This is a genomic window from Pseudomonas sp. H1_D05 (assembly GCF_054682705.1).
This window is the reverse complement of record NZ_CP162825.1, coordinates 3,158,771-3,183,705: the sequence shown is the minus strand read 5'-3', so window position 1 is coordinate 3,183,705 and position 24,935 is coordinate 3,158,771. Positions and strand designations below refer to the sequence as shown.

At 59.0% G+C, this 24,935-nt stretch carries 22 protein-coding genes and 1 pseudogene; 7 read left to right on the top strand and 16 right to left on the bottom strand.

What is annotated here, in order from left to right:
• Positions 1-57: 57 nt before the first annotated feature.
• From rnhB to rpsB, 15 genes are all read right to left on the bottom strand, one after another.
• A complete protein-coding gene (rnhB, locus tag AB4O11_RS14220; protein WP_093436573.1) occupies positions 58-684 on the bottom strand; it encodes a ribonuclease HII in 627 nt (208 codons plus the stop codon).
• Between the two features lie 11 nt (positions 685-695).
• Positions 696-1,826, bottom strand: a complete 1,131-nt coding sequence (lpxB, locus tag AB4O11_RS14215) for a lipid-A-disaccharide synthase (protein ID WP_099758128.1) — start codon at positions 1,824-1,826, stop codon at positions 696-698.
• A gap of 2 nt (positions 1,827-1,828) precedes the next feature.
• A complete protein-coding gene (lpxA, locus tag AB4O11_RS14210) occupies positions 1,829-2,605 on the bottom strand; it encodes an acyl-ACP--UDP-N-acetylglucosamine O-acyltransferase (protein WP_038357910.1) in 777 nt (258 codons plus the stop codon).
• Positions 2,602-3,042 (bottom strand): 3-hydroxyacyl-ACP dehydratase FabZ, encoded by a 441-nt coding sequence (fabZ, locus tag AB4O11_RS14205; protein ID WP_003222142.1) that lies wholly within the window; start codon positions 3,040-3,042, stop codon positions 2,602-2,604. Before fabZ ends, lpxA begins: the two co-directional genes overlap by 4 nt.
• Before the next feature lie 106 nt (positions 3,043-3,148).
• The gene (lpxD, locus tag AB4O11_RS14200; protein WP_460089999.1) at positions 3,149-4,204 is read right to left on the bottom strand and encodes a UDP-3-O-(3-hydroxymyristoyl)glucosamine N-acyltransferase; all 1,056 of its coding nucleotides are present in this window, start codon (positions 4,202-4,204) and stop codon (positions 3,149-3,151) included.
• Between the two features lie 3 nt (positions 4,205-4,207).
• Entirely contained in the window at positions 4,208-4,711 is a 504-nt protein-coding gene (locus tag AB4O11_RS14195; RefSeq protein WP_007908849.1) for an OmpH/Skp family outer membrane protein, read from the bottom strand.
• A gap of 45 nt (positions 4,712-4,756) precedes the next feature.
• Entirely contained in the window at positions 4,757-7,132 is a 2,376-nt protein-coding gene (bamA, locus tag AB4O11_RS14190) for an outer membrane protein assembly factor BamA (protein WP_093436583.1), read from the bottom strand.
• A 74-nt stretch (positions 7,133-7,206) separates the two neighbouring features.
• The gene (gene rseP / locus AB4O11_RS14185) at positions 7,207-8,559 is read right to left on the bottom strand and encodes a sigma E protease regulator RseP (protein WP_093436586.1); all 1,353 of its coding nucleotides are present in this window, start codon (positions 8,557-8,559) and stop codon (positions 7,207-7,209) included.
• Between the two features lie 54 nt (positions 8,560-8,613).
• Complete coding sequence (gene ispC / locus AB4O11_RS14180) at positions 8,614-9,804, bottom strand: 1-deoxy-D-xylulose-5-phosphate reductoisomerase (RefSeq protein ID WP_093436589.1); 1,191 nt, start codon at positions 9,802-9,804, stop codon at positions 8,614-8,616.
• The gene (locus tag AB4O11_RS14175; protein ID WP_093436592.1) at positions 9,801-10,607 is read right to left on the bottom strand and encodes a phosphatidate cytidylyltransferase; all 807 of its coding nucleotides are present in this window, start codon (positions 10,605-10,607) and stop codon (positions 9,801-9,803) included. The genes ispC and AB4O11_RS14175 overlap by 4 nt, the downstream gene beginning before the upstream one ends.
• Positions 10,607-11,362, bottom strand: coding sequence for a polyprenyl diphosphate synthase (gene uppS / locus AB4O11_RS14170; protein WP_186622028.1), 756 nt, complete (start codon positions 11,360-11,362; stop codon positions 10,607-10,609). Before uppS ends, AB4O11_RS14175 begins: the two co-directional genes overlap by 1 nt.
• Before the next feature lie 14 nt (positions 11,363-11,376).
• A complete protein-coding gene (gene frr, locus AB4O11_RS14165; RefSeq protein WP_034156333.1) occupies positions 11,377-11,934 on the bottom strand; it encodes a ribosome recycling factor in 558 nt (185 codons plus the stop codon).
• The gene (gene pyrH / locus AB4O11_RS14160; protein WP_003222124.1) at positions 11,931-12,674 is read right to left on the bottom strand and encodes a UMP kinase; all 744 of its coding nucleotides are present in this window, start codon (positions 12,672-12,674) and stop codon (positions 11,931-11,933) included. The genes frr and pyrH overlap by 4 nt, the downstream gene beginning before the upstream one ends.
• A 210-nt stretch (positions 12,675-12,884) precedes the next feature.
• Complete coding sequence (gene tsf / locus AB4O11_RS14155; RefSeq protein ID WP_093436595.1) at positions 12,885-13,748, bottom strand: translation elongation factor Ts; 864 nt, start codon at positions 13,746-13,748, stop codon at positions 12,885-12,887.
• 191 nt (positions 13,749-13,939) lie between these two features.
• On the bottom strand, positions 13,940-14,677 hold the full coding sequence (rpsB, locus tag AB4O11_RS14150) for a 30S ribosomal protein S2 (RefSeq protein ID WP_003222119.1): 738 nt from the start codon (positions 14,675-14,677) through the stop codon (positions 13,940-13,942).
• 373 nt (positions 14,678-15,050) lie between these two features.
• On the opposite strand from rpsB, the pseudogene map reads away from it, so the two are divergent.
• The 3 genes and pseudogenes from map to dapC all read left to right on the top strand — a co-directional run bounded on the left by map (position 15,051) and on the right by dapC (position 19,821).
• Positions 15,051-15,834, top strand: a pseudogene (map, locus tag AB4O11_RS14145) (type I methionyl aminopeptidase).
• A 41-nt stretch (positions 15,835-15,875) separates the two neighbouring features.
• Entirely contained in the window at positions 15,876-18,578 is a 2,703-nt protein-coding gene (locus tag AB4O11_RS14140) for a [protein-PII] uridylyltransferase (RefSeq protein WP_093436598.1), read from the top strand.
• A 43-nt stretch (positions 18,579-18,621) separates the two neighbouring features.
• Entirely contained in the window at positions 18,622-19,821 is a 1,200-nt protein-coding gene (gene dapC / locus AB4O11_RS14135) for a succinyldiaminopimelate transaminase (protein WP_093436601.1), read from the top strand.
• 45 nt (positions 19,822-19,866) lie between these two features.
• On the opposite strand, the gene AB4O11_RS14130 is transcribed toward dapC, so the two are convergent.
• Positions 19,867-21,498 carry a Na+/H+ antiporter gene (locus tag AB4O11_RS14130; protein ID WP_257357106.1) on the bottom strand — a complete coding sequence of 544 codons (1,632 nt, stop codon included), beginning with the start codon at positions 21,496-21,498 and terminating at the stop codon, positions 19,867-19,869.
• A gap of 347 nt (positions 21,499-21,845) precedes the next feature.
• On the opposite strand from AB4O11_RS14130, the gene AB4O11_RS14125 reads away from it, so the two are divergent.
• The 4 genes from AB4O11_RS14125 to AB4O11_RS14110 all read left to right on the top strand — a co-directional run bounded on the left by AB4O11_RS14125 (position 21,846) and on the right by AB4O11_RS14110 (position 24,934).
• Positions 21,846-22,154: an arsenate reductase gene (locus AB4O11_RS14125; protein WP_042607053.1), complete on the top strand. Its 309-nt coding sequence runs from the start codon at positions 21,846-21,848 to the stop codon at positions 22,152-22,154.
• Positions 22,155-22,186: 32 nt separating this feature from the next.
• A complete protein-coding gene (dapD, locus tag AB4O11_RS14120; RefSeq protein WP_093436607.1) occupies positions 22,187-23,221 on the top strand; it encodes a 2,3,4,5-tetrahydropyridine-2,6-dicarboxylate N-succinyltransferase in 1,035 nt (344 codons plus the stop codon).
• Positions 23,222-23,327: 106 nt separating this feature from the next.
• The gene (locus AB4O11_RS14115; protein ID WP_099758122.1) at positions 23,328-24,533 is read left to right on the top strand and encodes an aminotransferase class V-fold PLP-dependent enzyme; all 1,206 of its coding nucleotides are present in this window, start codon (positions 23,328-23,330) and stop codon (positions 24,531-24,533) included.
• Complete coding sequence (locus AB4O11_RS14110; protein WP_460130982.1) at positions 24,530-24,934, top strand: SufE family protein; 405 nt, start codon at positions 24,530-24,532, stop codon at positions 24,932-24,934. The genes AB4O11_RS14115 and AB4O11_RS14110 overlap by 4 nt, the downstream gene beginning before the upstream one ends.
• The last annotated feature ends 1 nt before the right edge of the window (position 24,935 follow it).

Sequence of the window (24,935 nt, the reverse complement as noted above, 5' to 3'; positions counted from 1 at the left end):
ATAGAGACAACAAGGCCCGGATTGTACCGGGCCTCGAACAAAACATCAGCCTTGCGACTAAACCTGCGTCAGACCTTCCAGCGCTTCGTAAGCCAGACGCACCGGGGCGAACGAGCGCCGGTGAATCGGCGTCGGGCCAAGACGCGACAAGGCTTCCAGATGAACGGGCGTCGGGTAGCCTTTATGGCCGCCGATGCCGTAACCCGGATAGATCAATTCGAATGCAGCCATTTCGCGGTCGCGACTGACTTTGGCCAGAATCGACGCAGCAGCAATCGCCGGCACCTTGCCGTCGCCCTGCACCACCGCTTCGGCACGCATCGGCAGTTGCGGGCAGCGGTTGCCGTCGATCATCGCCAGTTTCGGCTGAATGTGCAGGCCGGCGACGGCGCGCTGCATGGCCAGCATGGTCGCGTGCAAGATGTTCAGCTCGTCGATTTCTTCCACTTCGGCGCGCGCAATACACCAGCTCAAGGACTTTTCGATGATTTCGTCGTAAAGCTTTTCGCGCTTGGCCTCAGTGAGTTTCTTCGAATCGTTGAGACCGAGGATCGGCCGGTTCGGATCGAGGATCACCGCCGCCGTCACCACCGCACCGCACAACGGGCCACGACCGACTTCATCAACGCCGGCCACCAGCTCTTCAACTTCGGCGACCAGGGTGAAATCCAGGCCCATCTGCATGCTTGTCTTGCTCATCGCGTTTGACCGATCAGGTTAAGGACGGCGTCCGCCGCCTGATTGGAGGCATCCAGCCGCAACGTGCGGTGGATCTCGTCGAAACCACGGGTCTGTTCTTCGCCACCTTCGATCAGTGGCGACAGGGTCTGTGCCAGCGCATCGACTGTCGCATCATCCTGCAACAATTCCGGGACCAGCAGGCGCTGGGCCAGCAGGTTCGGCAAGGACACGTACGGACTCTTGACCATGCGTTTGAGAATCCAGAACGTCAACGGCGCCAAGCGGTACGCCACCACCATCGGCCGCTTGTACAACAGCGCTTCGAGGGTCGCGGTGCCGGAGGCAATCAACACGGCATTGCACGCTGCCAGGGCCAGATGGGATTTGCCGTCGAGCAAGGTCACCGGCAGATCACGCCCGGCGAGCAGCTCTTCAAGTTGCGCGCGGCGTTCAGGGTTGGCGCACGGGATGACAAAGCGCAAACCCGGGTGCATCGCACGCAGACGTTCGGCGGTGTCGAGGAACAGCGCGCCCAGACGGGAGACTTCGCCGCCGCGACTGCCGGGCATCAACGCCACCAGCGGGCCGTCGGGCAGGCCCAGCTCGGCACGCGCCGCAGCGCGATCAGCTTCCAGCGGAATGGTATCGGCCAGCGTGTGGCCGACGAACCGCACCGGCACGCCCTTTTCTTCGTAAAATTTTGCTTCGAACGGCAGCAGCGTCAGCATCAGGTCGCAGCCTTCGCGAATCTTCAGCACACGCTTCTGCCGCCACGCCCACACCGACGGGCTGACGTAATGCACGGTCTTGATCCCGGCCTGACGCAGCTTGAGTTCGATATTGAGGTTGAAGTCCGGCGCGTCGATGCCGATGAACACATCCGGCTTCTCGGCGATCAGCGTCGCGATCAGGTCTTTGCGGCGCTTGAGCAATTCGCGCAAACGACCGAGGACTTCCACCAGGCCCATGACCGACAAGCGCTCCATGGGAAAGTAGGAAGTCAGGCCTTCAGCCTGCATCAACGGGCCACCGACGCCGATGAAATCGACCGCCGGATGCTGAGCCTTGAGCGCGCGCATGAGGCCGGCACCGAGAATGTCACCGGAAGCTTCACCCGCCACCAGCGCAATACGCAGATTGGCCATGATCAGCGCGTGATGCCGCGAGTCGACGACTGGATGGAGTCGCGGAATATCGCAACTTCCGGGTATTGCGCAGCAGGTTCAGCCAGTTCGGCCAGCGCCTGCTCAACCGTCAGACCTTGGCGATAGACGGTTTTGTAAGCGCGACGCAGGGTATGAATCGCGTCTTCGCTGAAACCGCGACGGCGCATGCCTTCGAAGTTCATGCTGCGCGCTTCGGCAGGGTTGCCGAACACGGTGACGAACGCAGGAACGTCCTTGCCGATCGCAGTGCCCATACCGGAAAAGCTGTGAGCGCCGATGTGGCAATACTGGTGAACCAAGGTGAATCCGGAAAGGATCGCCCAGTCATCCACGTGCACATGCCCGGCCAACGCGGTGTTGTTGACCAGAATGCAGTGATTGCCGATGACGCTGTCATGCCCGATGTGGGCATAAGCCATGATCAGGTTGTGATCGCCCAGCGTGGTTTCCGAACGGTCTTGCACGGTGCCACGGTGAATGGTCACGCCTTCACGGATGACGTTGTGGTCACCGATCACCAAGCGGGTTTCTTCACCCTTGTACTTCAGATCAGGCGTGTCTTCGCCTACCGAGGAAAACTGGTAGATGCGATTGTGCTTGCCGATGCGGGTCGGGCCTTTGAGGATTACATGCGGCCCGATCACGGTACCCTCGCCGATTTCCACACCTGCGCCGATGATCGACCACGGGCCGACCTCGACGCCATCAGCCAGAACGGCCGACGGATCGATGATTGCGCGAGGGTCAATCAAACTCATAGCTTGCGTTCCGCACAGATGATTTCAGCCGAGCAGACCGGCTTGCCATCGACCGAAGCCTGGCATTCGAACTTCCAGATCTGACGCTTGCAGCTGATGAACTTGGCTTCGAGGATCAACTGGTCGCCCGGCAATACTGGCTGGCGGAAGCGCAGCTTGTCGGAACCGACGAAGTAATACAGCGTGCCGTCGGCAGGCTTCACATCAAGCATTTTGAAACCGAGGATCCCGGCAGCCTGAGCCATCGCTTCGATGATCAGCACGCCCGGCATGATCGGGTGCGCCGGGAAGTGACCATTGAAGAACGGCTCATTGATGCTGACATTCTTGTAGGCGCGAATGCGCTTGCCTTCAGTGTCCAGTTCCACCACCCGATCCACCAGCAGGAACGGGTAACGGTGAGGCAGGTATTCGCGAATCTCGTTGATGTCCATCATTTCGGGGGGAAGCCTATGTAAAGATTGGGAGCGCGACTGACGCGCACTCCTCTAGCAAATCAAGGAGGCAGTCTAGAGGCTGTGCACACTTGATATGGAAATGGTATCAGCCATCTGATGAAGCATTGCCGTCAGGGGTCACTTCCCCTACGCGCTTTTCCAGCTGTTTCAAACGTCGCGCGATGTCATCGAGCTGACGGATGCGGGCCGCGCTTTTGCGCCATTCGGCCGCCGGTTGCATGGCTGTGCCGGAAGAATAGGCACCCGGCTCGGTAATCGAGTGAGTCACCATGGTCATCCCGGTCAGGAAAACGTTGTCGCAAATATCAATATGGCCCACCAGGCCAACACCGCCGGCCAGCATGCAATGCTTGCCGATTTTGGTGCTGCCGGAGATCCCGACGCAGGCCGCCATAGCAGTGTGATCACCGACCTGAACGTTGTGGGCGATCTGGATCTGGTTGTCGAGCTTCACGCCATTGCCAATGACGGTATCGGCCAGCGCGCCGCGGTCGATGGCGGTATTCACGCCAATCTCGACATCGTCGCCGATGGTCACGCCACCGATCTGGGCGATCTTCTGCCAGATACCTTTTTCGTTGGCGAAGCCGAAGCCTTCACCACCAAGCACGGCACCGGACTGGATCACCACACGCTTGCCGATACGCACATCGTGATACAGCGTCACGCGTGGGGCGAGCCAGCCGCCTTCACCGATTTCGCTGCGGGCACCAACAACGCAATGTGCGCCCAGTGTCACCTGCGCGCCAATTCGCGCACCGGCTTCGATCACCACAAAGGGGCCGATGCTGACGCTTGGATCAACCACCGCGTCCGGCGCAATCACCGCTGACGGATGGATACCCGCAGAGGCTTTTGGCTTCGGATCAAACAGGTGGGAGATGCGCGCGTACGCCAGGTAAGGATCAGGCACCACCAACGCATTACCGGCAAAACCTTCGGCGTCGGCCTCTTTGAGCAACAGTGCTGCCGCCTGCGAGCCCGTCAGGTATTTGCGATATTGAGGATTTGCCAGAAAGCTCAACTGAGCTGGGCCAGCCTCTTGCAAAGTGGCTAGCCCAGTAATTTGCTTCTCAGGGTCGCCACGCAGGGTGGCGCCGAGGAACTCGGCCAACTGGCCGAGCTTGATAGTCACGGTCATGGGTTACTTCAGCTGATTCATGCGCTCGATTACCTGGCGCGTGATGTCGTACTGAGGCTTGACATCGATCACTGCGCCACGCTCGAACACCAGGTCAAAACCACCTTTCTTGATGACTTCTTCCACTGCGCTATCCAGTTTCGGCTTCAGTTGCTTGAGCATTTCGCGGTCGGCAACGGCTTTGGCTTCGTTCAGTTCCTTGGACTGGAACTGAAAGTCACGGGCCTTTTGCTTGAATTCCAGCTCCAGGCGCTCGCGCTCACCTTGCTGCATTTTGTCGCCACCGGCCATCAGACGGTCCTGAATGCCCTTGGCGCTGCTTTCCAGCGTCTTCAGCTTGGTCAGTTGCGGACCGAACTTCTTCTCGGCATCAACGGCGTATTTCTTCGCCGCGTCGGATTCCAGCAAGGCCATCTGATAGTTCAGAACGGCAATTTTCATGTCGGCAAATGCCGGGCCTGCCACCATCAAGGAGGCCAGGAGAACCAATTGAGTCAACTTACGCACGATGCACTCCTACAAAATCCATTGTCGTTATCTTGGGTCAGACGCTTAGAACGTCTGGCCGAGGGAGAATTGGAACACTTGAGTATCAGCGTCATCCGGCTTCTTGACCGGCATGGCCAGCGCGAAGCTCAGAGGACCCAGTGCGGTGACCCAGGTCACGCCAACACCCACGGAACTGGCCATGTTGCTCAGGCTGATGTCGTTACACTTGGTGTTCGACGTCGAGCCATTCGCATTGGTAGTGTCCTTGCACTGCGAGTCAAATACGTTACCCACATCCCAGAATACCGAAGTGCGCAGGGAACGCTGGTCTTTTACGAATGGCAGCGGGAACAGAACCTCGACACCACCCTGGATCAGGACGTTACCACCGAACGGCAGTGGATCCTGGTCCGGGTCAGCCAGCGTGCCCGGGTTGGTACCACGGCTCGGCGTACTGCGCGGGCCGAGGGTACTGTCCTTGAAGCCACGAACCGAGTTGAAACCACCAGCATAGTAGTTTTCATAGAACGGCAAGCCGTCGGTCGAACCGTAACCGTCGCCATAACCCAATTCGGTGTGCAGACGCAGGGTGTAGTTCTCGCTGATCGGCTGGAACAGCTGACCGCGGTAATCAAGTTTGTAGAACGACAGGTCACTGCCAGGAATGGTGGATTCCAGAGTCAGGCTCTGGGAACGGCCACGGGTCGGCAACACGCCTTTGTTCAGGGTCGATTCGGACCAGCCGGCCGACGCCTTGAAGTTCAGGTACTTGTCGCCTTCCTTGTTAACGAAGTCGAAAATTTCGTCAACGGTATAGGTACCGGTCTTGATCGTGTCTTGTTGAGCGGACAGGCCGAAGGTCAGACGCGAAGTTTCGCTGATCGGGTAACCAACGTTCACGCCGGCACCCAGGCTGTCTACCGCATAGCTTGCTACGTCGACGTCGAGGTCTTTGTAGTCAGTGGTGCGATAGAACGCGTTGTAACCCAGGCTGACGCCATCGGCGGTCCAGTACGGGTCAACGTAGCCGAAGTTGTAGCGGCTCTGGTATTCGCTTCGGGTCAGGCCAACGCTGACGCGGTTACCGGTACCGAGGAAGTTGTTCTGGGTGATCGAACCACCAAGGATGAGACCGGCACTCTGGGCGAAACCGACGCTGGCGGTAATCGAACCGGAAGCCTGTTCTTCGACGGCGTAGTTCACGTCAACCTGATCGTCGACACCCGGAACAGCCGGGGTTTCAACGTTGACTTCTTTAAAGAAGCCCAGACGCTCAAGACGGGTTTTAGACTGGTCGATCAGGTAAGTCGAAGCCCAGCCGCCTTCCATCTGACGCATTTCACGACGCAGCACTTCGTCTTCGGACTTGGTGTTGCCACGGAAGTTGATGCGGTTGACGTAGGCACGCTTGCCCGGATCAACAGCGAACAGGATGTCTACAGTGTGATCATCATCGTGTGGCTGAGGTACGCCGTTGACGTTGGCGAAGGTGTAACCCTCATTACCCAGACGACGGGTGATCAGCTCGGATGTGGTAGTCATCAGCTTGCGCGAGAACACCTGCCCCTTCTGCACCAACAGCAGGGACTTGACCTGATCTTCAGGGACTTTCAGATCACCACTGAGCTTGACGTCACGAACGGTGTACTTCTCGCCCTCAGTGACGTTGACAGTGATGTAGACGTGCTTCTTGTCCGGGGTGATGGACACCTGGGTCGAAGCGATATCCATGTTGATATAGCCACGGTCCAGGTAGTAGGAACGCAGACGCTCCAGGTCACCGGACAGTTTTTCACGGGCGTACTTGTCATCGTTCTTGAAGAACGACAGCCAGTTGGTGGTTTTCAACTCGAACAGGTCGGTCAGGTCTTCCTCGGGGAAAACCGTGTTGCCTACCACGTTGATGTGCTGAATGGCCGCAACGGTGCCTTCGTTGATCTTCACCTTCAGGCCCACGCGGTTACGCGGCTGCGATACCACTTCGGTATCAACGGTAGCCGAGTAGCGACCTTGCGCGACGTACTGACGTTGCAGTTCGTTACGCACTCCCTCAAGGGTGGCACGCTGGAAGATCTCGCCTTCGGCCAGACCGGACTGTTTGAGACCTTTCATCAAGTCTTCAGTGGAGATCGCCTTGTTGCCTTCGATCTCGATACTGGCGACCGACGGGCGTTCAACGACCGTGATTACCAGAACGTTGCCTTCGCGGCCCAGCTGGATATCTTGAAAGAAACCGGTTTTGAACAACGCACGAGTGGATTCCACCAGGCGACGATCATCCGCCTGCTCACCGACGTTCAACGGCAAGGCACCAAAGACGCTACCCGCGGAGACCCGCTGGAGGCCATTGACGCGAATATCAGAGATAGTGAAGGACTCGGCGTGAACTTCGGCGATCATCAATACGGTGAGAACCGCAGTTAGCAGCAGACGTTTCATGAAGTCCTTTCTTATTCCAACTGGCAATAAACAAACTGCCGCAAAATGCGGCAGATTCGCAATTCAGCGAAGCGTTACAGACGACCCAGATCGTTGACCAGAGCAAGCAACATCACCCCGACCACCAAACTGATACCGATCTGTATCCCCCAACCTTGCACCCGATCCGACAAGGGACGACCACGCGCCCACTCGATCAGATAAAACAACAAATGCCCCCCATCCAGTACAGGAATGGGCAGCAAATTCAGAACGCCCAAGCTAATACTCAGATAAGCAAGGAAATTCAGGAAATCAGCGACGCCCGACTGGGCAGAAGCGCCCGCCACTTTAGCAATGGTTATCGGTCCACTCAAGTTTTTTACCGAGAGCTCGCCGAACAGCATTTTCTTCAGTGAATCGAGCGTCAGAATGCTCATGGTCCAAGTGCGACGGGCACCCTCGCCAATTGCAGCCAACGGCCCGTAACTGACCTCGCGGATCATCTCCGGTGGCCAGTCGACAGCTTTTACGCCCGCCCCCAGATATCCGCTGGGCGATTTGCTTTCACCGCGCGCTGCCAGGGTCACAGGGACGTCGATTTGAGCATTGTCGCGCTCGATACGCAGCATGATTTTGGTATCAGGACGCGTACGTACCGTATCAACCACTTGCTGCCAGTCATTCAACGCCTGACCGTCGAGCGCCAACAGACGATCGCCGGTCTTCAAGCCGGCCGCCTGGGCCGGACCTTTCGGATCAAGTTCGGCGAGTACCGGCGGCAAGGCCGGGCGCCACGGGCGAATCCCCAGGGAGCGGATCGGATCCGGCTCATCTGCGCCTTTGAGCCAGTTATCCAGCTTCAGCTCACGCGGCGAATCGACAGTCGTGCCCTGTTCGCGCACCAGCAACTGCAGGGAACCGCTTTCACCAAGGCGCCGGACCAATTGCAGATTGACGGCAGCCCAACCGGTAGTCGGCTCCCCATCGACAGCAACAATTTCCTGACCAGCGTTCAAACCGGCAGTGGCGGCGATACTGCCGGATTCAACTGCACCAATGACCGGGCGAATCTGCTCGCTGCCGAGCATGGCCAATACCCAAAAGAACACCAACGCCAACAGGAAGTTGGCAATCGGGCCGGCGGCAACAATGGCGATACGCTGACGCACGGATTTGCGGTTGAATGACTGGTCAAGCTGATCGACTGGCACTTCGCCTTCGCGCTCATCGAGCATCTTGACGTAGCCACCCAACGGTATCGCCGCGATTACAAATTCGGTGCCTTGCTTGTCATGCCAGCGCAGCAACGGCATGCCGAAGCCTACGGAAAAGCGCAGAACCTTGACGCCACAGCGACGCGCGACCCAGAAATGGCCGAATTCGTGAAAGGTGACCAGCACACCCAAGGCGATCAGGGTGCCGGCAATCATATAGAGCGCGCTCATCTACTTTCTCCGCAATCCTGTTCAGTGCCGCGTGTAGCCATTGTGTTGCAAATTTTATCGAGCGTGACGCTTCAACCATTGCTCAGCCAGGACTCGCGCCTTGGCATCAGCCGTAAACACGGCCTCGAGATCTGCCAATGCAACAACCGGCTCGAGGCTCAAGACTTCCTCGATGATACTCGCGATTTCCAGGTAACGGACCCGTCCGTCGAGAAACGCCGCCACCGCCACTTCATTGGCCGCATTGAGCATCGCCGGAGCGCTGTCGCCAGCCTCGGCAGCTTGCCGCGCCAGACGCAGGCAAGGGAAGCGTTCTTCATCCGGCGCCTCGAAATCCAGACGCGCGACGGCGAACAGATCCAGTGGTGCTACACCGGAATCAATGCGCTCCGGCCAGGCCAGGGCATTGGCAATCGGCGTACGCATATCGGGATTGCCCAACTGCGCCAGTACCGAACCGTCGACATAATCGACCAGCGAGTGAATCACGCTCTGCGGGTGAATCACCACCTCGACCTGCGAAGGCTTTGCATCGAACAACCAACAAGCCTCGATCAGCTCAAGACCTTTATTCATCATGCTGGCCGAATCGACCGAAATCTTGCGCCCCATGGACCAGTTCGGGTGCGCACACGCCTGATCAGGTGAAACATGCGCCAATTCACTCATGGGCGTCTGTCGGAACGGACCACCAGAGGCTGTGAGTAAAATCCGACGGACACCGACCGAGCTCAATCCACGAGCAAAATCCGGTGGCATGCACTGGAAAATCGCGTTGTGTTCGCTGTCGATCGGCAGCAGCACTGAACCGCTCTTGCGCACCGCTTGCATGAACAAGGCGCCGGACATCACCAGCGCCTCTTTATTGGCCAGAAGAATCTTCTTGCCTGCTTCAACGGCCGCCAAGGTCGGACGCAGCCCTGCTGCACCCACGATTGCTGCCATCACCGCATCGACTTCCGGAGCAGCAGCAACCTGACACAGGCCCTCTTCCCCTACCAATACGCGGGTCGGCAAACCGGCGGCACGCAAATCGTCCTGCAAACTGCGCGCGGCAGCTGCCTCGGGCACCACAGCGAATTGCGGCACGTGGCGCACGCACAAGGCGAAAAGCTCGCTCAAACGCGTGAAACCACTCAACGCGAAAACCTGATAACGCTCAGGATGACGGGCAATGACATCAAGCGTGCTCAGGCCGATCGAGCCCGTCGCACCCAAAACGGTAATCTGTTGTGGGCGACTCACGGTGCAGCCATCCACAGCAGCACGGCGAATACCGGAATGGCCGCGGTCAGACTGTCGATACGATCAAGCACGCCGCCATGACCGGGCAGCAGATTACTGCTGTCCTTGATACCGGACTGACGCTTGAACATGCTTTCGGTCAGATCGCCAACCACGGAGATGAAGACGATCAGCGCAGCGCCAATCAAGCCTTTAAGCAACTCGGCGACGGTCCAGTCGCGGACAAACGCGACAATGGCGGTAATCAGCAGACTCAGCACCAGACCACCGTACACGCCTTCCCAGCTTTTCCCCGGACTGACTTGCGGGGCGAGCTTGCGCTTGCCGAATTTGCGCCCGGAGAAGTAAGCACCAATATCGGCACCCCAGACCAAGACCATCACCGCCATGATCAGCCAGTTACCCAGCGGGTACTGCTTGATCTGCACCAGACCTTGCCAGGCCGGCAACAGAATCAGCAAGCCAATGACCAGTTTGGTGGCAGCCGTGGACCAATGCTCGCTGGAACGCGGATATGTCAGCACCAGATAAGTCGCCACCGCCCACCAGAGCACCGAAGCCCCCAGCACCCAAGGTGCCAGGCCCGGCAGCACATACATGACGAACAACATCAATGCGACGACCGCGGCATACCCGACGCGGAACGATTGAGCGGTAAAGCCCGCCAGACGCGCCCATTCCCAGGCGCCCAGACTCACGACCAGACCGATGAACAGGGCAAAACCCGAACCTTCGAGCAGGAAAAAACCGCACAAGGCGATCGGCAGCAGGATCAGCGCAGTGATGATTCGTTGTTTAAGCATTAAACCCGGGCTCCAGCTTCGACCTGTTCGCTCGTTTTACCGAAGCGACGCTGGCGCGAAGCGAAATCGGCCAGCGCATTACGCATGGCATCGTGTTTGAAGTCCGGCCAGAACAGGTCGGAGAAGTACAACTCGGCGTAAGCCAGTTGCCACAGCAAGAAGTTGCTGATGCGGTGTTCGCCACCGGTACGGATGCACAGGTCCGGCAATGGCAGATCGCCGGTCGCCAGACAGGTTTGCAACAGATCCGGGGTGATGTCTTCCGGGCGCAGGTGCCCGGCCTGGACTTCACGCGCCAGACGCTGGGCAGCCTGTGCAATATCCCACTGACCGCCATAATTGGCGGCGATCTGCAGGATGAAACGGTCGGCACCGGCCGTCATCGCTTCAGCTTCACGCATTGCTGCCTGAAGCTCCGGATGAAAGCGTGAACGATCGCCGATGATGCGCAGGCTGATGTTGTTGTCGTTGAGGCGCTTGGCCTCACGACGCAATGCCTTGAAGAACAGATCCATCAAGGCACTGACTTCATCGGCCGGGCGCTGCCAGTTTTCACTGGAAAACGCGAACAGGGTGAGCACCTCGACCTTGGCCTCGGCGCACACCTCGATGACGGCCCGCACAGCATCCACGCCCGCTTTATGCCCGGCGACACCCGGCATAAAGCGTTTTTTCGCCCAGCGATTGTTGCCATCCATGATGATCGCGACATGGCGCGGCACCGCGGACGGCGCAGTCTGCTTGGTCTTGTCCATTAAAAGCTCGAACCTTATACGGCCATCAGATCCGCTTCTTTTTGCTTGGTAGCCGCGTCGATATCAGCTTCAGCCTTGTCGGTGATTTTCTGAATATCGGCAGCAGCACGACGCTCTTCGTCTTCGCTGATTTCTTTGTCTTTGACCAGCTTCTTCAGCTCACCCAAGGCATCACGACGAATGTTGCGCACGGCAACTCGCGCGTCTTCGGCGGCACTGCGCGCCTGCTTGGTGAAGCCCTTGCGGGTTTCTTCAGTCAGGGCCGGCATGGAGATCAGCAACAACTCGCCCAGGTTGGTCGGGTTGAGGTTCAGGCCAGCGCTCTGGATTGCCTTGTCGACTGCGGCGAGCATGTTGCGCTCGAACGCAACGACTTGCAGGGTACGCGAGTCCTTAACGGTGATGTTCGCCACTTGAGTGATGGAGGTGTCTGCGCCGTAGTACGGCACCATCACGCTACCCAGAATGCTTGGGTGAGCCTTGCCGGTACGAATCTGACCAAAGGCGTGGGTCAGAGAGTCCAGGGATTTCTGCATGCGCTCTTGAGCGTCTTTTTTGATTTCGTTGATCATTGTTGACCTTCCTCGATCAGGGTGCCTTCAGCGCCGCCATGGACGATGTTCAGCAGGGCACCGGGCTTGTTCATGTTGAATACGCGCAGCGGCATCTTGTGGTCGCGGCACAGGCAAATAGCGGTCAGATCCATCACACCCAGCTTGCGATCCAGTACTTCATCATAAGTCAGATGATCGAACTTCTCGGCATGCGGGTCTTTGAACGGGTCAGCGGTGTAGACGCCATCGACCTTGGTCGCCTTGAGCACGACATCGGCATCGATTTCGATTGCACGCAGGCAGGCTGCCGAATCCGTGGTGAAGAACGGATTACCGGTACCGGCCGCGAAAATCACCACGTCTTTGGAGTTCAGGTGGCGCATGGCTTTGCGGCGATCATAGTGATCGGTCACGCCCACCATGGAAATGGCCGACATCACGATGGCCGAGATATTGGCACGCTCCAGCGCGTCGCGCATGGCCAGGGCGTTCATCACAGTGGCCAGCATGCCCATGTGGTCACCTGTCACCCGATCCATACCGGCTTTGCTCAACGCTTCGCCACGGAACAGGTTGCCACCACCGATCACCAGACCGACCTGTACGCCGATGCCGACCAGTTGGCCGACTTCCAGCGCCATCCGATCCAGCACTTTTGGATCGATCCCGAACTCTTCCGAGCCCATCAGGGCCTCGCCGCTAAGCTTGAGTAGAATGCGTTTATAGCGAGCCTGATAACCACTGCCCTGCTGAGCCATTGCGAATCTCTCCTGCGGCGTATTTAAAAATTCTTTGCGAGCTGTTTACAGCTGGCGTTCACTCTAGCTTGGCGCTGCTTCAGCGCCATCGGAACACGGCTTTGTAAGTCAGTTCCAAGTGGAAACCAATTAAAAATTGGCAACCCCATCTGAAAAGAGGCTGCGCGCGTAAGCGGGCAGCCTCTTTCGGGCGACAGTTGAAAAACCGTCTTATTGCTTGGCGGCAGCCAGCTGGGCAGCAACTTCTTCAGCGAAGTTGTCGACCGGCTTCTCGATGCCTTCGCCTACTTTGTAGTAAGTGAAGGAAACGATTTCTGCGCCGCCTTTCTTGGCCAGCTCGCCAACCTTGATTTCAGGGTTCTTGACGAACGCCTGCTCAACCAGGCTTGCTTCTGCCAGGAACTTGCTGATACGGCCTTTGACCATGTTCTCAACAATGTTTTCTGGCTTGCCTTTGATCTTCTCTTCGTTCAGCTGCAGGAACACAGCTTTTTCACGCTCGATCGCTTCAGCCGAAACTTGCGAAGGCAGCAGGAACTCAGGGTTGCTGGCAGCAACGTGCATCGCGATGTCTTTGGCCAGCTCGACGTCACCGCCTTTCAGAGCCACAACAACACCGATCTTGTTGCCGTGCAGGTACGAACCTACAACGTCGCCTTCGATACGGGTCAGACGACGGATGTTGACGTTCTCGCCTACTTTGGCAACCAGTGCTTCACGAGCAGCTTCTTGCGAAGCGATCAGCGGAGCAGCGTCGGTCAGCTTGTCAGCGAAGGCTTTTTCAACGCTGGCAGCAACGAAGTTTTTGAAGTCGTCTTGCAGGGCCAGGAAGTCGGTCTGCGAGTTCACTTCCAGGATAACGGCAGCTTTACCGTCGTCCTTGATTGCGATTGCGCCTTCAGCGGCAACGTTGCCAGCCTTTTTCGCAGCCTTGATCGCGCCCGAAGCACGCATGTCATCAATGGCTTTTTCGATGTCGCCGTCAGCCTTTTCCAGGGCTTTCTTGCAGTCCATCATGCCTTCGCCGGTACGCTCGCGCAGTTCTTTAACCAACGCTGCAGTAATTGCTGCCATTTTCAAATTCCTCTTGGATAGGTTTTCAACCATTCCACCCGATCGAACGGGCGTTCAATTCGTCCCGAGCCCCACCTTGTAGCTGCTGCACGTTACAGGAGCTGTAGCTGCGCCGCCGACAAATGGTTTTCGAGGTGGCAAAAAGGGGGCCAAGCCCCTTTTTGCTTACTGAGTCAACGCCAGGGCGTTAATTACTCAGCTGCAGCCTGAGTTTCTTCAGCTGCGAATTCTACAGTGCCGCCAGCAACATTGTTGCGACCACGGATCACCGCGTCAGCCATCGAACCCATGTACAGCTGGATAGCGCGGATTGCGTCATCGTTGCCTGGGATGATGTAGTCAACGCCTTCCGGGCTGCTGTTGGTGTCGACAACGCCGATTACCGGGATGCCCAGCTTGTTGGCTTCGGTGATCGCGATGCGCTCGTGGTCAACGTCGATCACGAACAGTGCGTCTGGCAGACCGCCCATGTCCTTGATGCCGCCCAGCGAACGATCCAGCTTTTCCAAGTCACGGGAGCGCATCAGCGCTTCTTTCTTGGTCAGCTTGGCGAAAGTACCGTCTTCGGCTTGAACTTCAAGGTCACGCAGACGCTTGATGGAAGCACGAATGGTTTTGAAGTTGGTCAGCATGCCGCCCAACCAGCGGTGATCGACGTACGGCGAACCGCAACGTGCTGCTTCTTCAGCAACGATCTTGCCAGCGGAACGCTTGGTGCCGACGAACAGAATCTTGTTTTTGCCCTGGGCCAGACGCTCTACGAAAGTCAGAGCTTCGTTGAACATTGGCAGGGTTTTTTCAAGGTTGATGATGTGAATCTTGTTACGCGCGCCGAAAATGTACTTACCCATTTTCGGATTCCAGTAACGGGTTTGGTGACCGAAGTGCACACCGGCCTTCAGCATATCGCGCATGTTGACTTGGGACATGATAGTTCCTTAATAAGTCGGGTTTGGCCTCCACGTATCCCAATGACCAACCAGTGGCATAAAGCCAAAAGCACCCAGGTCATCGTGTCGACACGTGTGTGGATTTAAGCTTTTCGGGGTATCCCCGGAAAGCGGCGCATTTTATACCACAGGGTGCGCAGAAACGGAACCCGGAATCTGTATTCGCACCAAGGACATGGGCGCAGCCCCCTTGGAATCGGCCCCGAACGCACCATTGTATAGAGAGAAGCGATGCACGCGGGCGCTGAATTGCGCCGTGCGTCTGTTAGAATCGCGTTTTTCAGGGTCGCCAATCGAACACTCGCCACCCTATTCGTATCAGCAAGCGCCGCCGAGCGCAGAGAGAGCCTGTATGACCGTCAACCTCAAAACTCCCGAGGACATCGCTGGCATGCGCGTCGCCGGCAAACTGGCCGCCGATGTGCTGGAAATGATTGCCGAACATGTCAAACCGGGCGTCACCACCGATGAGCTGAACCAGATCTGCCACGACTACATCGTCAACGTGCAGCAAGCCATCCCTGCCCCGCTCAACTACAAGGGCTACCCGAAGTCGATCTGCACCTCGATCAACCATGTGGTCTGCCATGGCATCCCGAACGACAAGCCGCTGAAAAACGGTGACACCCTGAATATCGACGTCACCGTGATCAAGGACGGTTACCACGGCGACACCAGCCGCATGTTCCACGTCGGCGAAGTGCCGGTCTGGGCCGAGCGTCTGTCGCAGATCACCCGAGGAATGCATGTACAAGGCGATCGAGATCGTCAAACCCGGCTGCCGCCTCGGCGACATCGGCGAAGTGATCCAGAAGCACGCCGAGAAGAACGGCTTCTCCGTGGTTCGCGAGTTCTGCGGTCACGGCATCGGCAAGGTCTTCCACGAAGAGCCGCAGATCCTCCACTACGGCCGCGCGGGCACCGGCATGGAACTGAAGGCCGGCATGACCTTCACCATCGAGCCGATGATCAACCAAGGCAAGGCCGACACCAAAGTACTGGGCGACGGCTGGACCGCGATCACCAAGGATCGCAAGCTCTCGGCACAGTGGGAACACACCCTGCTGGTCACCGACACCGGCTACGAGATCTTCACCCTGCGCGCCGATGACACCATCCCGCGCGTCTCGGCCTGATCCACACAACGCTCCCAGCCTTATAGAAGGAAAGCCAATCGATGCCGCAGGTGGATCCCGAACTCTTCGACCGCGGCCAGTTCCAGGCTGAACTGGCCCTGAAAGCGAGTCCTATCGCGGCGTTCAAGAAGGCGATCCGCCAGGCTCGCGAGGTGCTCGACACGCGTTTTCGCAATGGCCGCGACATCCGCCGCCTGATCGAAGACCGCGCCTGGTTCGTCGACAACATCCTGCAAAAGGCCTGGGAGCAGTTCAACTGGAGCGAAGACGCCGACATCGCGCTGGTCGCGGTCGGCGGCTACGGTCGCGGTGAGCTGCACCCTTATTCCGATATCGATCTGCTGATCCTGCTGGACAGCGCCGACCACGAAGTTTTCCGCGACTCCATCGAGCGTTTTCTGACGCTGCTGTGGGACATCGGCCTGGAAGTCGGTCAGAGTGTGCGCTCAGTCGATGAATGCGCCGAAGAGGCCCGTGCTGACCTGACCGTCGTCACCAACCTGATGGAAAGCCGCACCATCTGCGGTCCCGAGCGTCTGCGTCAGCGCATGCTCGATGTCACCAGCACCGCGCACATGTGGCCGGCCAAAGAGTTCTTCCTGGCCAAGCGCGCCGAGCAAAAAGCCCGTCACCACAAATACAACGACACCGAATACAACCTGGAACCCAACGTCAAAGGCTCGCCCGGCGGCCTGCGGGATATCCAGACGATTCTGTGGGTGGCCCGGCGTCAATACGGCACCCTGAACCTGCGCGCCCTCGCCGGCGAAGGCTTCCTGGTCGAAAGCGAAAACGCCCTGCTCGCCTCCTCTCAGGAATTCCTCTGGAAAGTGCGCTACGCCCTGCACATGCTGGCGGGCCGCTCGGAAGACCGCTTGCTGTTCGATCATCAGCGCACCATCGCCGGATTGCTCGGCTTTGAAGGCGACGACGCCAAACAGGCCGTCGAAAACTTCATGCAGCAATATTTCCGTGTGGTGATGAGCATTGCCCAGCTCAGCGACCTGATCATCCAGCACTTCGAGGAAGTCATTCTCGCGCCGGAAGACGAAGCTGCGCCGCAGCCGATCAACTCACGCTTCCAGTTGCACGACGGTTATATCGAGGCACGCAACGACAACGTGTTCCGCCGCACGCCATTCGCCATGCTCGAGATCTTCGTGCTGATGGCCCAGCAGCCGGAAATCAAAGGTGTGCGCGCCGATACCATTCGTCTGCTGCGGGAAAACCGTCACCTGATCGACGACAACTTCCGCAACGATATCCGTAACACCAGCCTGTTCATCGAGCTGTTCAAGTGCAAGATCGGCATCCACCGCAACCTGCGCCGGATGAACCGTTACGGCATTCTCGGGCGTTATCTGCCAGAGTTCGGTTTTATCGTCGGGCAGATGCAGCACGACCTGTTCCACATCTATACGGTCGATGCGCACACGCTTAACCTGATCAAGCACCTGCGCAAATTGCAGTACACCCAGGTCTCGGAGAAATTTCCGCTGGCCGCCAAACTCATGGCCAAACTGCCTAAGCCCGAACTGATCTACATGGCGGGCCTGTACCACGACATCGGTAAAGGCCGGCATGGCGATCACTCGGAGATCGGCGCAGTCGATGCCGAGGCGTTCTGCCAGCGTCATCAGTTGCCGGTGTGGGATAGCCGTCTGATTGTCTGGCTGGTGCAGAACCATCTGGTGATGTCGACCACCGCGCAGCGCAAGGACTTGTCCGACCCGCAAGTGATTCACGACTTTGCCCTGGCCGTTGGCGATGAAACCCGCCTCGACTATCTCTACGTGCTGACCGTGGCCGACATCAACGCGACCAACCCGACACTGTGGAACTCGTGGCGCGCCAGCCTGTTGCGCCAGCTCTACACCGAGACCAAGCGCGCCTTGCGCCGTGGCCTGGAAAACCCGGTGGACCGCGAAGAGCAGATCCGCCAGACCCAAAGCGCCGCGCTGGATATTCTGGTGCGTGGTGGCACCGACCCGGACGACGTCGAGCAGTTGTGGGCGCAATTGGGCGATGACTATTTCCTGCGCCACACCGCCGGCGACGTGGCCTGGCACAGCGATGCGATCCTGCAGCAACCGGTCGATGGCGGGCCGCTCGTACTGATCAAGGAAACCACCCAGCGCGAGTTCGAGGGTGGCACGCAGATCTTCATTTATGCACCGGACCAGCATGATTTTTTCGCCGTGACCGTGGCGGCGATGGATCAGCTCAACCTGAACATTCACGACGCCCGGGTCATCACCTCGAGCAGCCAGTTCACCCTCGACACCTACATTGTGCTCGACAACGAAGGCGAATCCATCGGCGACAACCCGGCACGGGTCAAGCAGATCCGCGAAGGCCTGACCGAAGCCCTGCGCAACCCGGACGATTACCCGACGATCATCCAGCGCCGCGTGCCGCGTCAGCTCAAGCATTTCGCCTTTGCGCCGCAGGTCACCATCCACAACGATGCGCAGCGTCCGGTGACCGTGCTGGAATTGACCGCCCCTGATCGCCCGGGCCTGCTGGCACGGATCGGCGGGATTTTCCTCGAGTTCGACCTGTCGCTACAGAACGCCAAGATTGCGACCCTCGGCGAGCGCGTGGAGGACGTCTTCTTCATCACCGACGCCCACAACCAGCCCTTGTCCGACCCGTTGCTGTGCAGCCGTTTGCAGGATGCGATCGTTGAGCAACTGAGCGTCAATCAGGAACCCGATATCAAACTGTCGCGCCTCAGTATTTGATGGCGCCCCGGATTCAAATGGCTTTGCACGAGACCCAGCCCCAATGAACAACGCTCTGAACCAGCTCCAGCCGTACCCGTTCGAAAAGCTCCGCGCCCTGCTCGGCACCGTGACCCCGAACCCGGACAAACGCCCGATCGCCCTGTCGATCGGCGAGCCGAAACATCGCTCGCCAAGCTTTGTCGCCGAAGCGCTGGCCAACAGTCTGGATCAGATGGCCGTCTACCCGACCACCCTCGGTATCCCCGCCCTGCGCGAAGCCATCGCCGGCTGGTGCGAGCGTCGTTTCGGCGTACCAAGCGGCTGGATCGATCCGGCGCGCAACGTGTTGCCGGTCAATGGCACCCGTGAAGCGCTGTTCGCGTTCACCCAGACCGTGGTCAACCGTGGCGACGATGCGTTGGTGGTCAGCCCGAACCCGTTCTACCAGATCTACGAAGGCGCCGCGTTCCTCGCCGGGGCCAAGCCGCACTACCTGCCGTGCCTGGACGAGAACGGCTTCAACCCGGATTTCGATGCCGTTTCGCCGGACATCTGGAAACGTTGCCAGATCCTGTTCCTCTGCTCGCCGGGCAACCCGACCGGCGCGCTGATCCCGGTCGACACGCTGAAAAAGCTGATCGCCCTGGCCGATGAATACGATTTCGTGATCGCCGCCGACGAGTGCTACAGCGAGTTGTACTTCGACGAACAAACCCCACCGCCGGGCCTGCTGACTGCCTGTGTTGAACTGGGTCGCAAGGATTTCAAGCGTTGCGTGGTGTTTCACAGCCTGTCCAAGCGTTCCAACCTGCCGGGCCTGCGCTCTGGCTTTGTTGCCGGCGATGCCGACATCCTCAAGGGCTTCCTGCTGTATCGCACCTACCACGGCTGCGCGATGCCGGTACAAACGCAACTGGCCAGCGTGGCGGCGTGGAATGACGAAGTGCATGTGCGCGCCAACCGTGCGCTGTACCGCGAGAAATTCGATGCGGTGCTGGAGATCCTCAGCCCGGTAATGGACGTGCAGCGTCCGGATGGCAGCTTCTATCTGTGGCCGAACGTGCAAGGTGATGACGCCGCATTCTGCCGCGACCTGTTTGAGCAAGAGCACGTGACCGTGGTGCCGGGTTCGTATCTGTCCCGTGATGTCGATGGCGTCAACCCGGGCGCAGGCCGTGTACGCATGGCGCTGGTTGCCCCCCTGGCCGAATGCGTCGAAGCCGCCGAACGGATTCGCGCCTTCATCACTCGCCAGCAGTAATCATCAAGAGTCCGCACCAGCCATCTGGTGCGGACTCTTGCTGGGTTATTTGACCTTCCCCAGATTGGCCTCACTCAAATCCAGATCGGCCAACACTTCTCTGAGGACGTCATCACCTATCTGGTGATGACGACTGAGGCTATAGAGTTCCAGACGCTGTGCCCTGAGCGCTTTCAGGCGCATGCGCCGCTCGAGTAAATCCATCTGAAACGCGAGGGCCTGCGCTTCGGCGGAATCGTTGAAGACATCCAGTTGATGACGATATTCGGACATGATCCGCGCCTTCAACTCGGCGGACAAAGCGGCCTGAGCAGCGTCCTGCGGAGTGGTTTCCTCTGTCTCGAGCGCATGAATCGCCGCTTCCGCGGTTTTGCGCCAGGCATCGCGCACTTCCTGGCGCCGCTTGTCGTCCGGGCTTTTTTCGATGCCGCGCAACAGCAGAGGCAGCGCGATGCATGCCGAAATCAGCGACAGCAGAATCACCCCGGCGGCGATGAAGATCAGCAGATCACGCTCGGGAAACGCGTCCGTCCCCATCAACATCGGCACCGACATCACGCCGGCCAGCGTTACTGCACCGCGCACACCGCCGACAGTCAGCAGCCAGCAGGAGCGCGCGGTCGGGACTTGCGTCAGCTCGCCCTTGCCGCGCAAGCGTCGCAACAGCACCGATAGACGCCAGATGCTCTGCACCCAGACAAACCGCAACAACACCAGCGCAAGAAAAATCGCCACGACATCGAGGCAGCGATAGAACAACGTCGGCCACAACGTCGGCTCGTGACTGACCACAGCTTTGATGATGTCCGGCAACTGCAGGCCGAGCAGGAGGAAAATCAAACCGTTGAAAGCGAACTCCAGCAGCGACCAGACGCTGCGATTGAGCAAGCGGGTGCTGGTCTGCCGAGGCAACAGATCAAGCCAGCTCTGCATCATCCCCGCCGCCACGGCCGAGAGAATGCCCGAGACGCCAAGACGCTCGGCCAACACATAAGCCGCGAACGGCAGCAACAACATGAACACCACGTGCGTCGCCGGATCATCCCAGCCACGGGCAATCATCCACGCCCGCAAGCGCCCGACCAGCCAGCTCAAGGCCACACCGACCGCCAACCCGCCGAGCGCCACCAGGACGAAAGTCAGGCTGGCATTGGTCAGCGAGAACACGCCTGTGATGGCCGCCACCAGGGCGAACTTGAACGTCACCAGACCGGAGGCATCGTTCATCAGCGCCTCGCCCTGCAATATATGCATCAACGGGGTCGGCAAGCGGTTTTGTGAAATGGCCGACACCGCCACAGCGTCCGTCGGCGACAACACTGCCGCCAGGGCGAAGGCCACCGGCAGCGGAATTGACGGCAACAGCCAATGAATGAAGTAGCCGGCGCCGACCACGGTAAACAGTACCAGCCCGACGGCCAGTGTCAGAATCGGCCCGCGCAGTTGCCAGAACTCACGCTTGGGCATGCGCCAGCCATCGGAAAACAACAAGGGCGGCAGGAACAGAAACAGGAATAATTCGGGATCGAGGGCCACGTGCAGACCCAGGGTCGGCCAGGCGAGCAAGGCGCCGGCGGCGATCTGCACCAATGGCAGCGGCAACGGGATGACCCGTCCGACCAGCCGCGAGACGCTGACCAGCATCAGCAGGATCAGGACGGTGTAAGCAGTTTGCATATAGCGGAAATCTCAGACAATCGACAGCGTTGAACTGCCATATTAGCCGCTTAGGATGCGTCTGACCGTTGCACCTATGTCGCAGCCTGGAACACCGCCCATTGTGGGAGCGAGCCTGCTCGCGAATGCGGTCGTTCATCGAACAGAGATATTGACTGACAGGGCCTCTTCGCGAGCAAGCTCGCTCCCACAGGGTTTTGCATTACCAAATCGACCTGAGGCGCCGCGAACCGGTTTGGTCATGGCATAATCCGACACCATTTTTCTCCAGCACCTGTAAAGGGGGCGATTCCTTGACCGTTTCAAGTAAAACGTTGCACCTTTTCGGCATCAAAGCCTGCGACACCATGAAGAAGGCGCGCACCTGGCTCGATGAACACGCTGTCAGCTACGACTTTCACGATTACAAAACCGCCGGCATCGACCGTGAACACCTGACCCAATGGTGTGACGAACACGGCTGGCAAACGGTGTTGAACCGCGCAGGCACGACCTTTCGCAAACTCGACGACGAACGCAAAGCCGATCTCGACCAGTCGAAAGCCATCGAACTGATGCTCGCTCAACCCTCGATGATCAAGCGCCCGGTGCTCGATCTCGGTGACCGAACCCTGATTGGCTTCAAGCCAGACATCTACGCGGCCGCGCTCAAATAAGCAGCCCGTCACTTATTGCTAGAGGTATTCACATGTCCAACTCCCTGTTCAGCATCGCCTTTGGTGTCGGCACTCAGAACCGTCAAGGCGCCTGGCTGGAAGTGTTCTACGCCCAGCCACTGCTCAATCCGTCGGCCGAACTGGTCGCTGCCGTTGCACCGATCCTCGGTTACACCGCAGGCAATCAGGCCATCACCTTCACCACCGCGCAGGCTGCGCAACTGGCTGAAGCCGTGAAAGGCATCGACGCCGTACAAGGCAAGCTGCTGACGCGTCTGGCCGAGAGCCACAAGCCGCTGGTCGCCACCCTGCTGGCCGAAGACGCGCAACTGACCTCGACACCTGAGGCTTACCTCAAGCTGCATCTGCTGTCGCACCGTCTGGTCAAGCCGCACGGCGTGAGCCTGGCCGGGATCTTCCCGCTGCTGCCGAACGTAGCGTGGACCAGCCAAGGCGCCATCGACCTGAGCGAACTGGCGGAAATGCAACTGGAAGCCCGTCTGCGTGGTGAGCTGCTGGAAGTGTTCTCGGTGGACAAGTTCCCGAAAATGACCGACTACGTGGTACCGGCTGGCGTGCGCATCGCTGACGCCGCGCGTCTGCGTCTGGGTGCTTACGTGGGCGAAGGCACCACCGTGATGCACGAAGGCTTCATCAACTTCAACGCCGGCACCGAAGGCCCGGGCATGATCGAAGGCCGCGTTTCCGCTGGCGTATTCGTCGGCAAGGGCTCGGACCTGGGCGGCGGTTGCTCGACCATGGGCACCCTGTCGGGCGGCGGCAACATCGTGATCAAGGTCGGCGAAGGCTGCCTGATCGGCGCCAACGCCGGTATCGGTATCCCGTTGGGCGACCGCAACACCGTTGAGTCGGGCCTGTACGTGACGGCCGGCACCAAGGTTGCCCTGCTGGACGAACACAACAATCTGGTTAAAGTTGTGAAAGCGCGTGAGCTGGCCGGTCAGACCGACCTGCTGTTCCGTCGCAATTCGGAAACCGGTGCTGTGGAGTGCAAAACCCACAAATCGGCGATCGAACTGAACGAAGCGCTGCACGCTCACAACTAAGCAGCACATTGATAACCTGCGGGAGCGAGCTTGCTCGCGAAGCTTTTGGCGTCCTCAAGGACGCCTTCGCGAGCAAGCTCGCTCCCACAGGGTCAGGCGTATACACATGATGATTCCCTCCCCGTGGCGTGCCGATTTCCCGGCCATCGCCGCGTTGCAACGGCAAGACCAGACCTATCTGGACAACGCCGCCACCACGCAAAAACCCCAAGCCCTGCTCGACGCACTGACGCATTACTACGCCAACGGCGCGGCCAATGTGCATCGTGCGCAACACCTGCCCGGCGCTCATGCCACGCAGGCGTTCGAGGACAGTCGGCTGAAGGTTGCCCAGTGGCTGAATGCCGATGACAGTGGGCAAATCATCTTTACTCACGGCGCCACCAGTGCGCTGAACCTCCTGGCGTATGGCCTGGAACCTCTTTTCCACCCGGGCGATGAAATTGTCATCAGCGCCCTGGAGCATCACGCCAACCTGCTGCCGTGGCAGCAACTGGCCCAACGGCGAAGTCTCAAACTGGTGATCCTGCCGCTGGATGCCGACGGTCTGATCGACCTTGCTGCCGCTGTGCACCTGATCGGCCCGCGCACGCGCTTGCTGGCGGTCAGTCAGTTGTCCAACGTGCTCGGTTCGTGGCAGCCATTGCCGGCGTTGCTGGGCATGGCCAAGGCGCACAACGCGCTGACCGTGGTCGATGGCGCGCAAGGCGTGGTGCATGGTCGGCATGACGTGCAGGCGCTGGGTTGCGACTTCTACGTGTTTTCCAGCCACAAGCTGTACGGCCCCGATGGCCTCGGCGTGCTGTTCGGACGCAACGCTGCGCTTGAACAACTGAAGCCCTGGCAGTTCGGCGGTGAGATGGTGCTGGAAGCCAACTATCACGACGCGCGTTTCCGCCCGGCGCCGCTGGGCTTCGAGGCGGGCACACCGCCGATTGCCAGTGTGATCGGCCTTGGCGCGACGCTGGATTATCTGGCCGGTCTGGATCAGGACGCGGTGTCCGCCCACGAGACTGCGCTGCATGACTATCTGCTGCGTGGCCTTGCCGCCCGTAACGGCATTCGTTTGCTCGGAAATCCGCAATTGGCGCTGGCGAGTTTTGTCGTTGAAGGTGTGCATAACGCCGATCTCGCGCATCTTTTGACCGAGCAAGGGATCGCGGTGCGCGCCGGGCATCACTGCGCGATGCCGCTGCTGAAAAGCTTCGAACTGGCTGGGGCGATTCGGGTGTCGCTGGCGCTGTACAACGATTCCGAGGATCTGGAACGCTTCTTTGAAGCGCTGGATCAGGCGCTGGAGTTGTTGCGATGAGTTTGCCGGTCGAGGCCGCCGAGGCGCTGCAGACTTTTCAGAATGCTGCGGGCTGGGAACAACGGGCGCGGTTGTTGATGCAGTTTGGTGACCGTTTGCCGTCACTAAGTGACGCCGACAAGTGCGAGGCTAACCGGGTGCATGGCTGTGAGAGTCAGGTTTGGCTGGTTGGTGAACTGCACGACGGTCACTGGCAATTCAGCGCCAGCAGCGATGCGCGGATGATTCGTGGGTTGGTGGCGTTGTTGCTGTTGCGGGTTAACAGTTTGTCGGCCACTGAACTGCAGCAGGTTGATTTACCGGACTGGTTCAATCAGCTAGGGCTTTCGCGGCAGCTATCGCCATCGCGCAGTAATGGCCTCAATGCTGTGCTCCAGCGGATGAATGATCTGGCGCGCTAAC

What these genes read in the sequence shown, in the direction of transcription:
- rnhB (WP_093436573.1), bottom strand. Translation starts at nt 684, where the DNA reads ATGCAGATGGGCCTGGATTTCACCCTGGTCGCCGAAGTTGAAGAGCTG.
- lpxB (WP_099758128.1), bottom strand. Translation starts at nt 1,826, where the DNA reads ATGGCCAATCTGCGTATTGCGCTGGTGGCGGGTGAAGCTTCCGGTGAC.
- lpxA (WP_038357910.1), bottom strand. Translation starts at nt 2,605, where the DNA reads ATGAGTTTGATTGACCCTCGCGCAATCATCGATCCGTCGGCCGTTCTG.
- fabZ (WP_003222142.1), bottom strand. Translation starts at nt 3,042, where the DNA reads ATGATGGACATCAACGAGATTCGCGAATACCTGCCTCACCGTTACCCG.
- lpxD (WP_460089999.1), bottom strand. Translation starts at nt 4,204, where the DNA reads ATGACCGTGACTATCAAGCTCGGCCAGTTGGCCGAGTTCCTCGGCGCC.
- bamA (WP_093436583.1), bottom strand. Translation starts at nt 7,132, where the DNA reads ATGAAACGTCTGCTGCTAACTGCGGTTCTCACCGTATTGATGATCGCC.
- rseP (WP_093436586.1), bottom strand. Translation starts at nt 8,559, where the DNA reads ATGAGCGCGCTCTATATGATTGCCGGCACCCTGATCGCCTTGGGTGTG.
- AB4O11_RS14175 (WP_093436592.1), bottom strand. Translation starts at nt 10,607, where the DNA reads ATGCTTAAACAACGAATCATCACTGCGCTGATCCTGCTGCCGATCGCC.
- uppS (WP_186622028.1), bottom strand. Translation starts at nt 11,362, where the DNA reads ATGGACAAGACCAAGCAGACTGCGCCGTCCGCGGTGCCGCGCCATGTC.
- frr (WP_034156333.1), bottom strand. Translation starts at nt 11,934, where the DNA reads ATGATCAACGAAATCAAAAAAGACGCTCAAGAGCGCATGCAGAAATCC.
- pyrH (WP_003222124.1), bottom strand. Translation starts at nt 12,674, where the DNA reads ATGGCTCAGCAGGGCAGTGGTTATCAGGCTCGCTATAAACGCATTCTA.
- tsf (WP_093436595.1), bottom strand. Translation starts at nt 13,748, where the DNA reads ATGGCAGCAATTACTGCAGCGTTGGTTAAAGAACTGCGCGAGCGTACC.
- rpsB (WP_003222119.1), bottom strand. Translation starts at nt 14,677, where the DNA reads ATGTCCCAAGTCAACATGCGCGATATGCTGAAGGCCGGTGTGCACTTC.
- AB4O11_RS14140 (WP_093436598.1), top strand. Translation starts at nt 15,876, where the DNA reads ATGCCGCAGGTGGATCCCGAACTCTTCGACCGCGGCCAGTTCCAGGCT.
- dapC (WP_093436601.1), top strand. Translation starts at nt 18,622, where the DNA reads ATGAACAACGCTCTGAACCAGCTCCAGCCGTACCCGTTCGAAAAGCTC.
- AB4O11_RS14130 (WP_257357106.1), bottom strand. Translation starts at nt 21,498, where the DNA reads ATGCAAACTGCTTACACCGTCCTGATCCTGCTGATGCTGGTCAGCGTC.
- AB4O11_RS14125 (WP_042607053.1), top strand. Translation starts at nt 21,846, where the DNA reads ATGAAGAAGGCGCGCACCTGGCTCGATGAACACGCTGTCAGCTACGAC.
- dapD (WP_093436607.1), top strand. Translation starts at nt 22,187, where the DNA reads ATGTCCAACTCCCTGTTCAGCATCGCCTTTGGTGTCGGCACTCAGAAC.
- AB4O11_RS14115 (WP_099758122.1), top strand. Translation starts at nt 23,328, where the DNA reads ATGATGATTCCCTCCCCGTGGCGTGCCGATTTCCCGGCCATCGCCGCG.
- AB4O11_RS14110 (WP_460130982.1), top strand. Translation starts at nt 24,530, where the DNA reads ATGAGTTTGCCGGTCGAGGCCGCCGAGGCGCTGCAGACTTTTCAGAAT.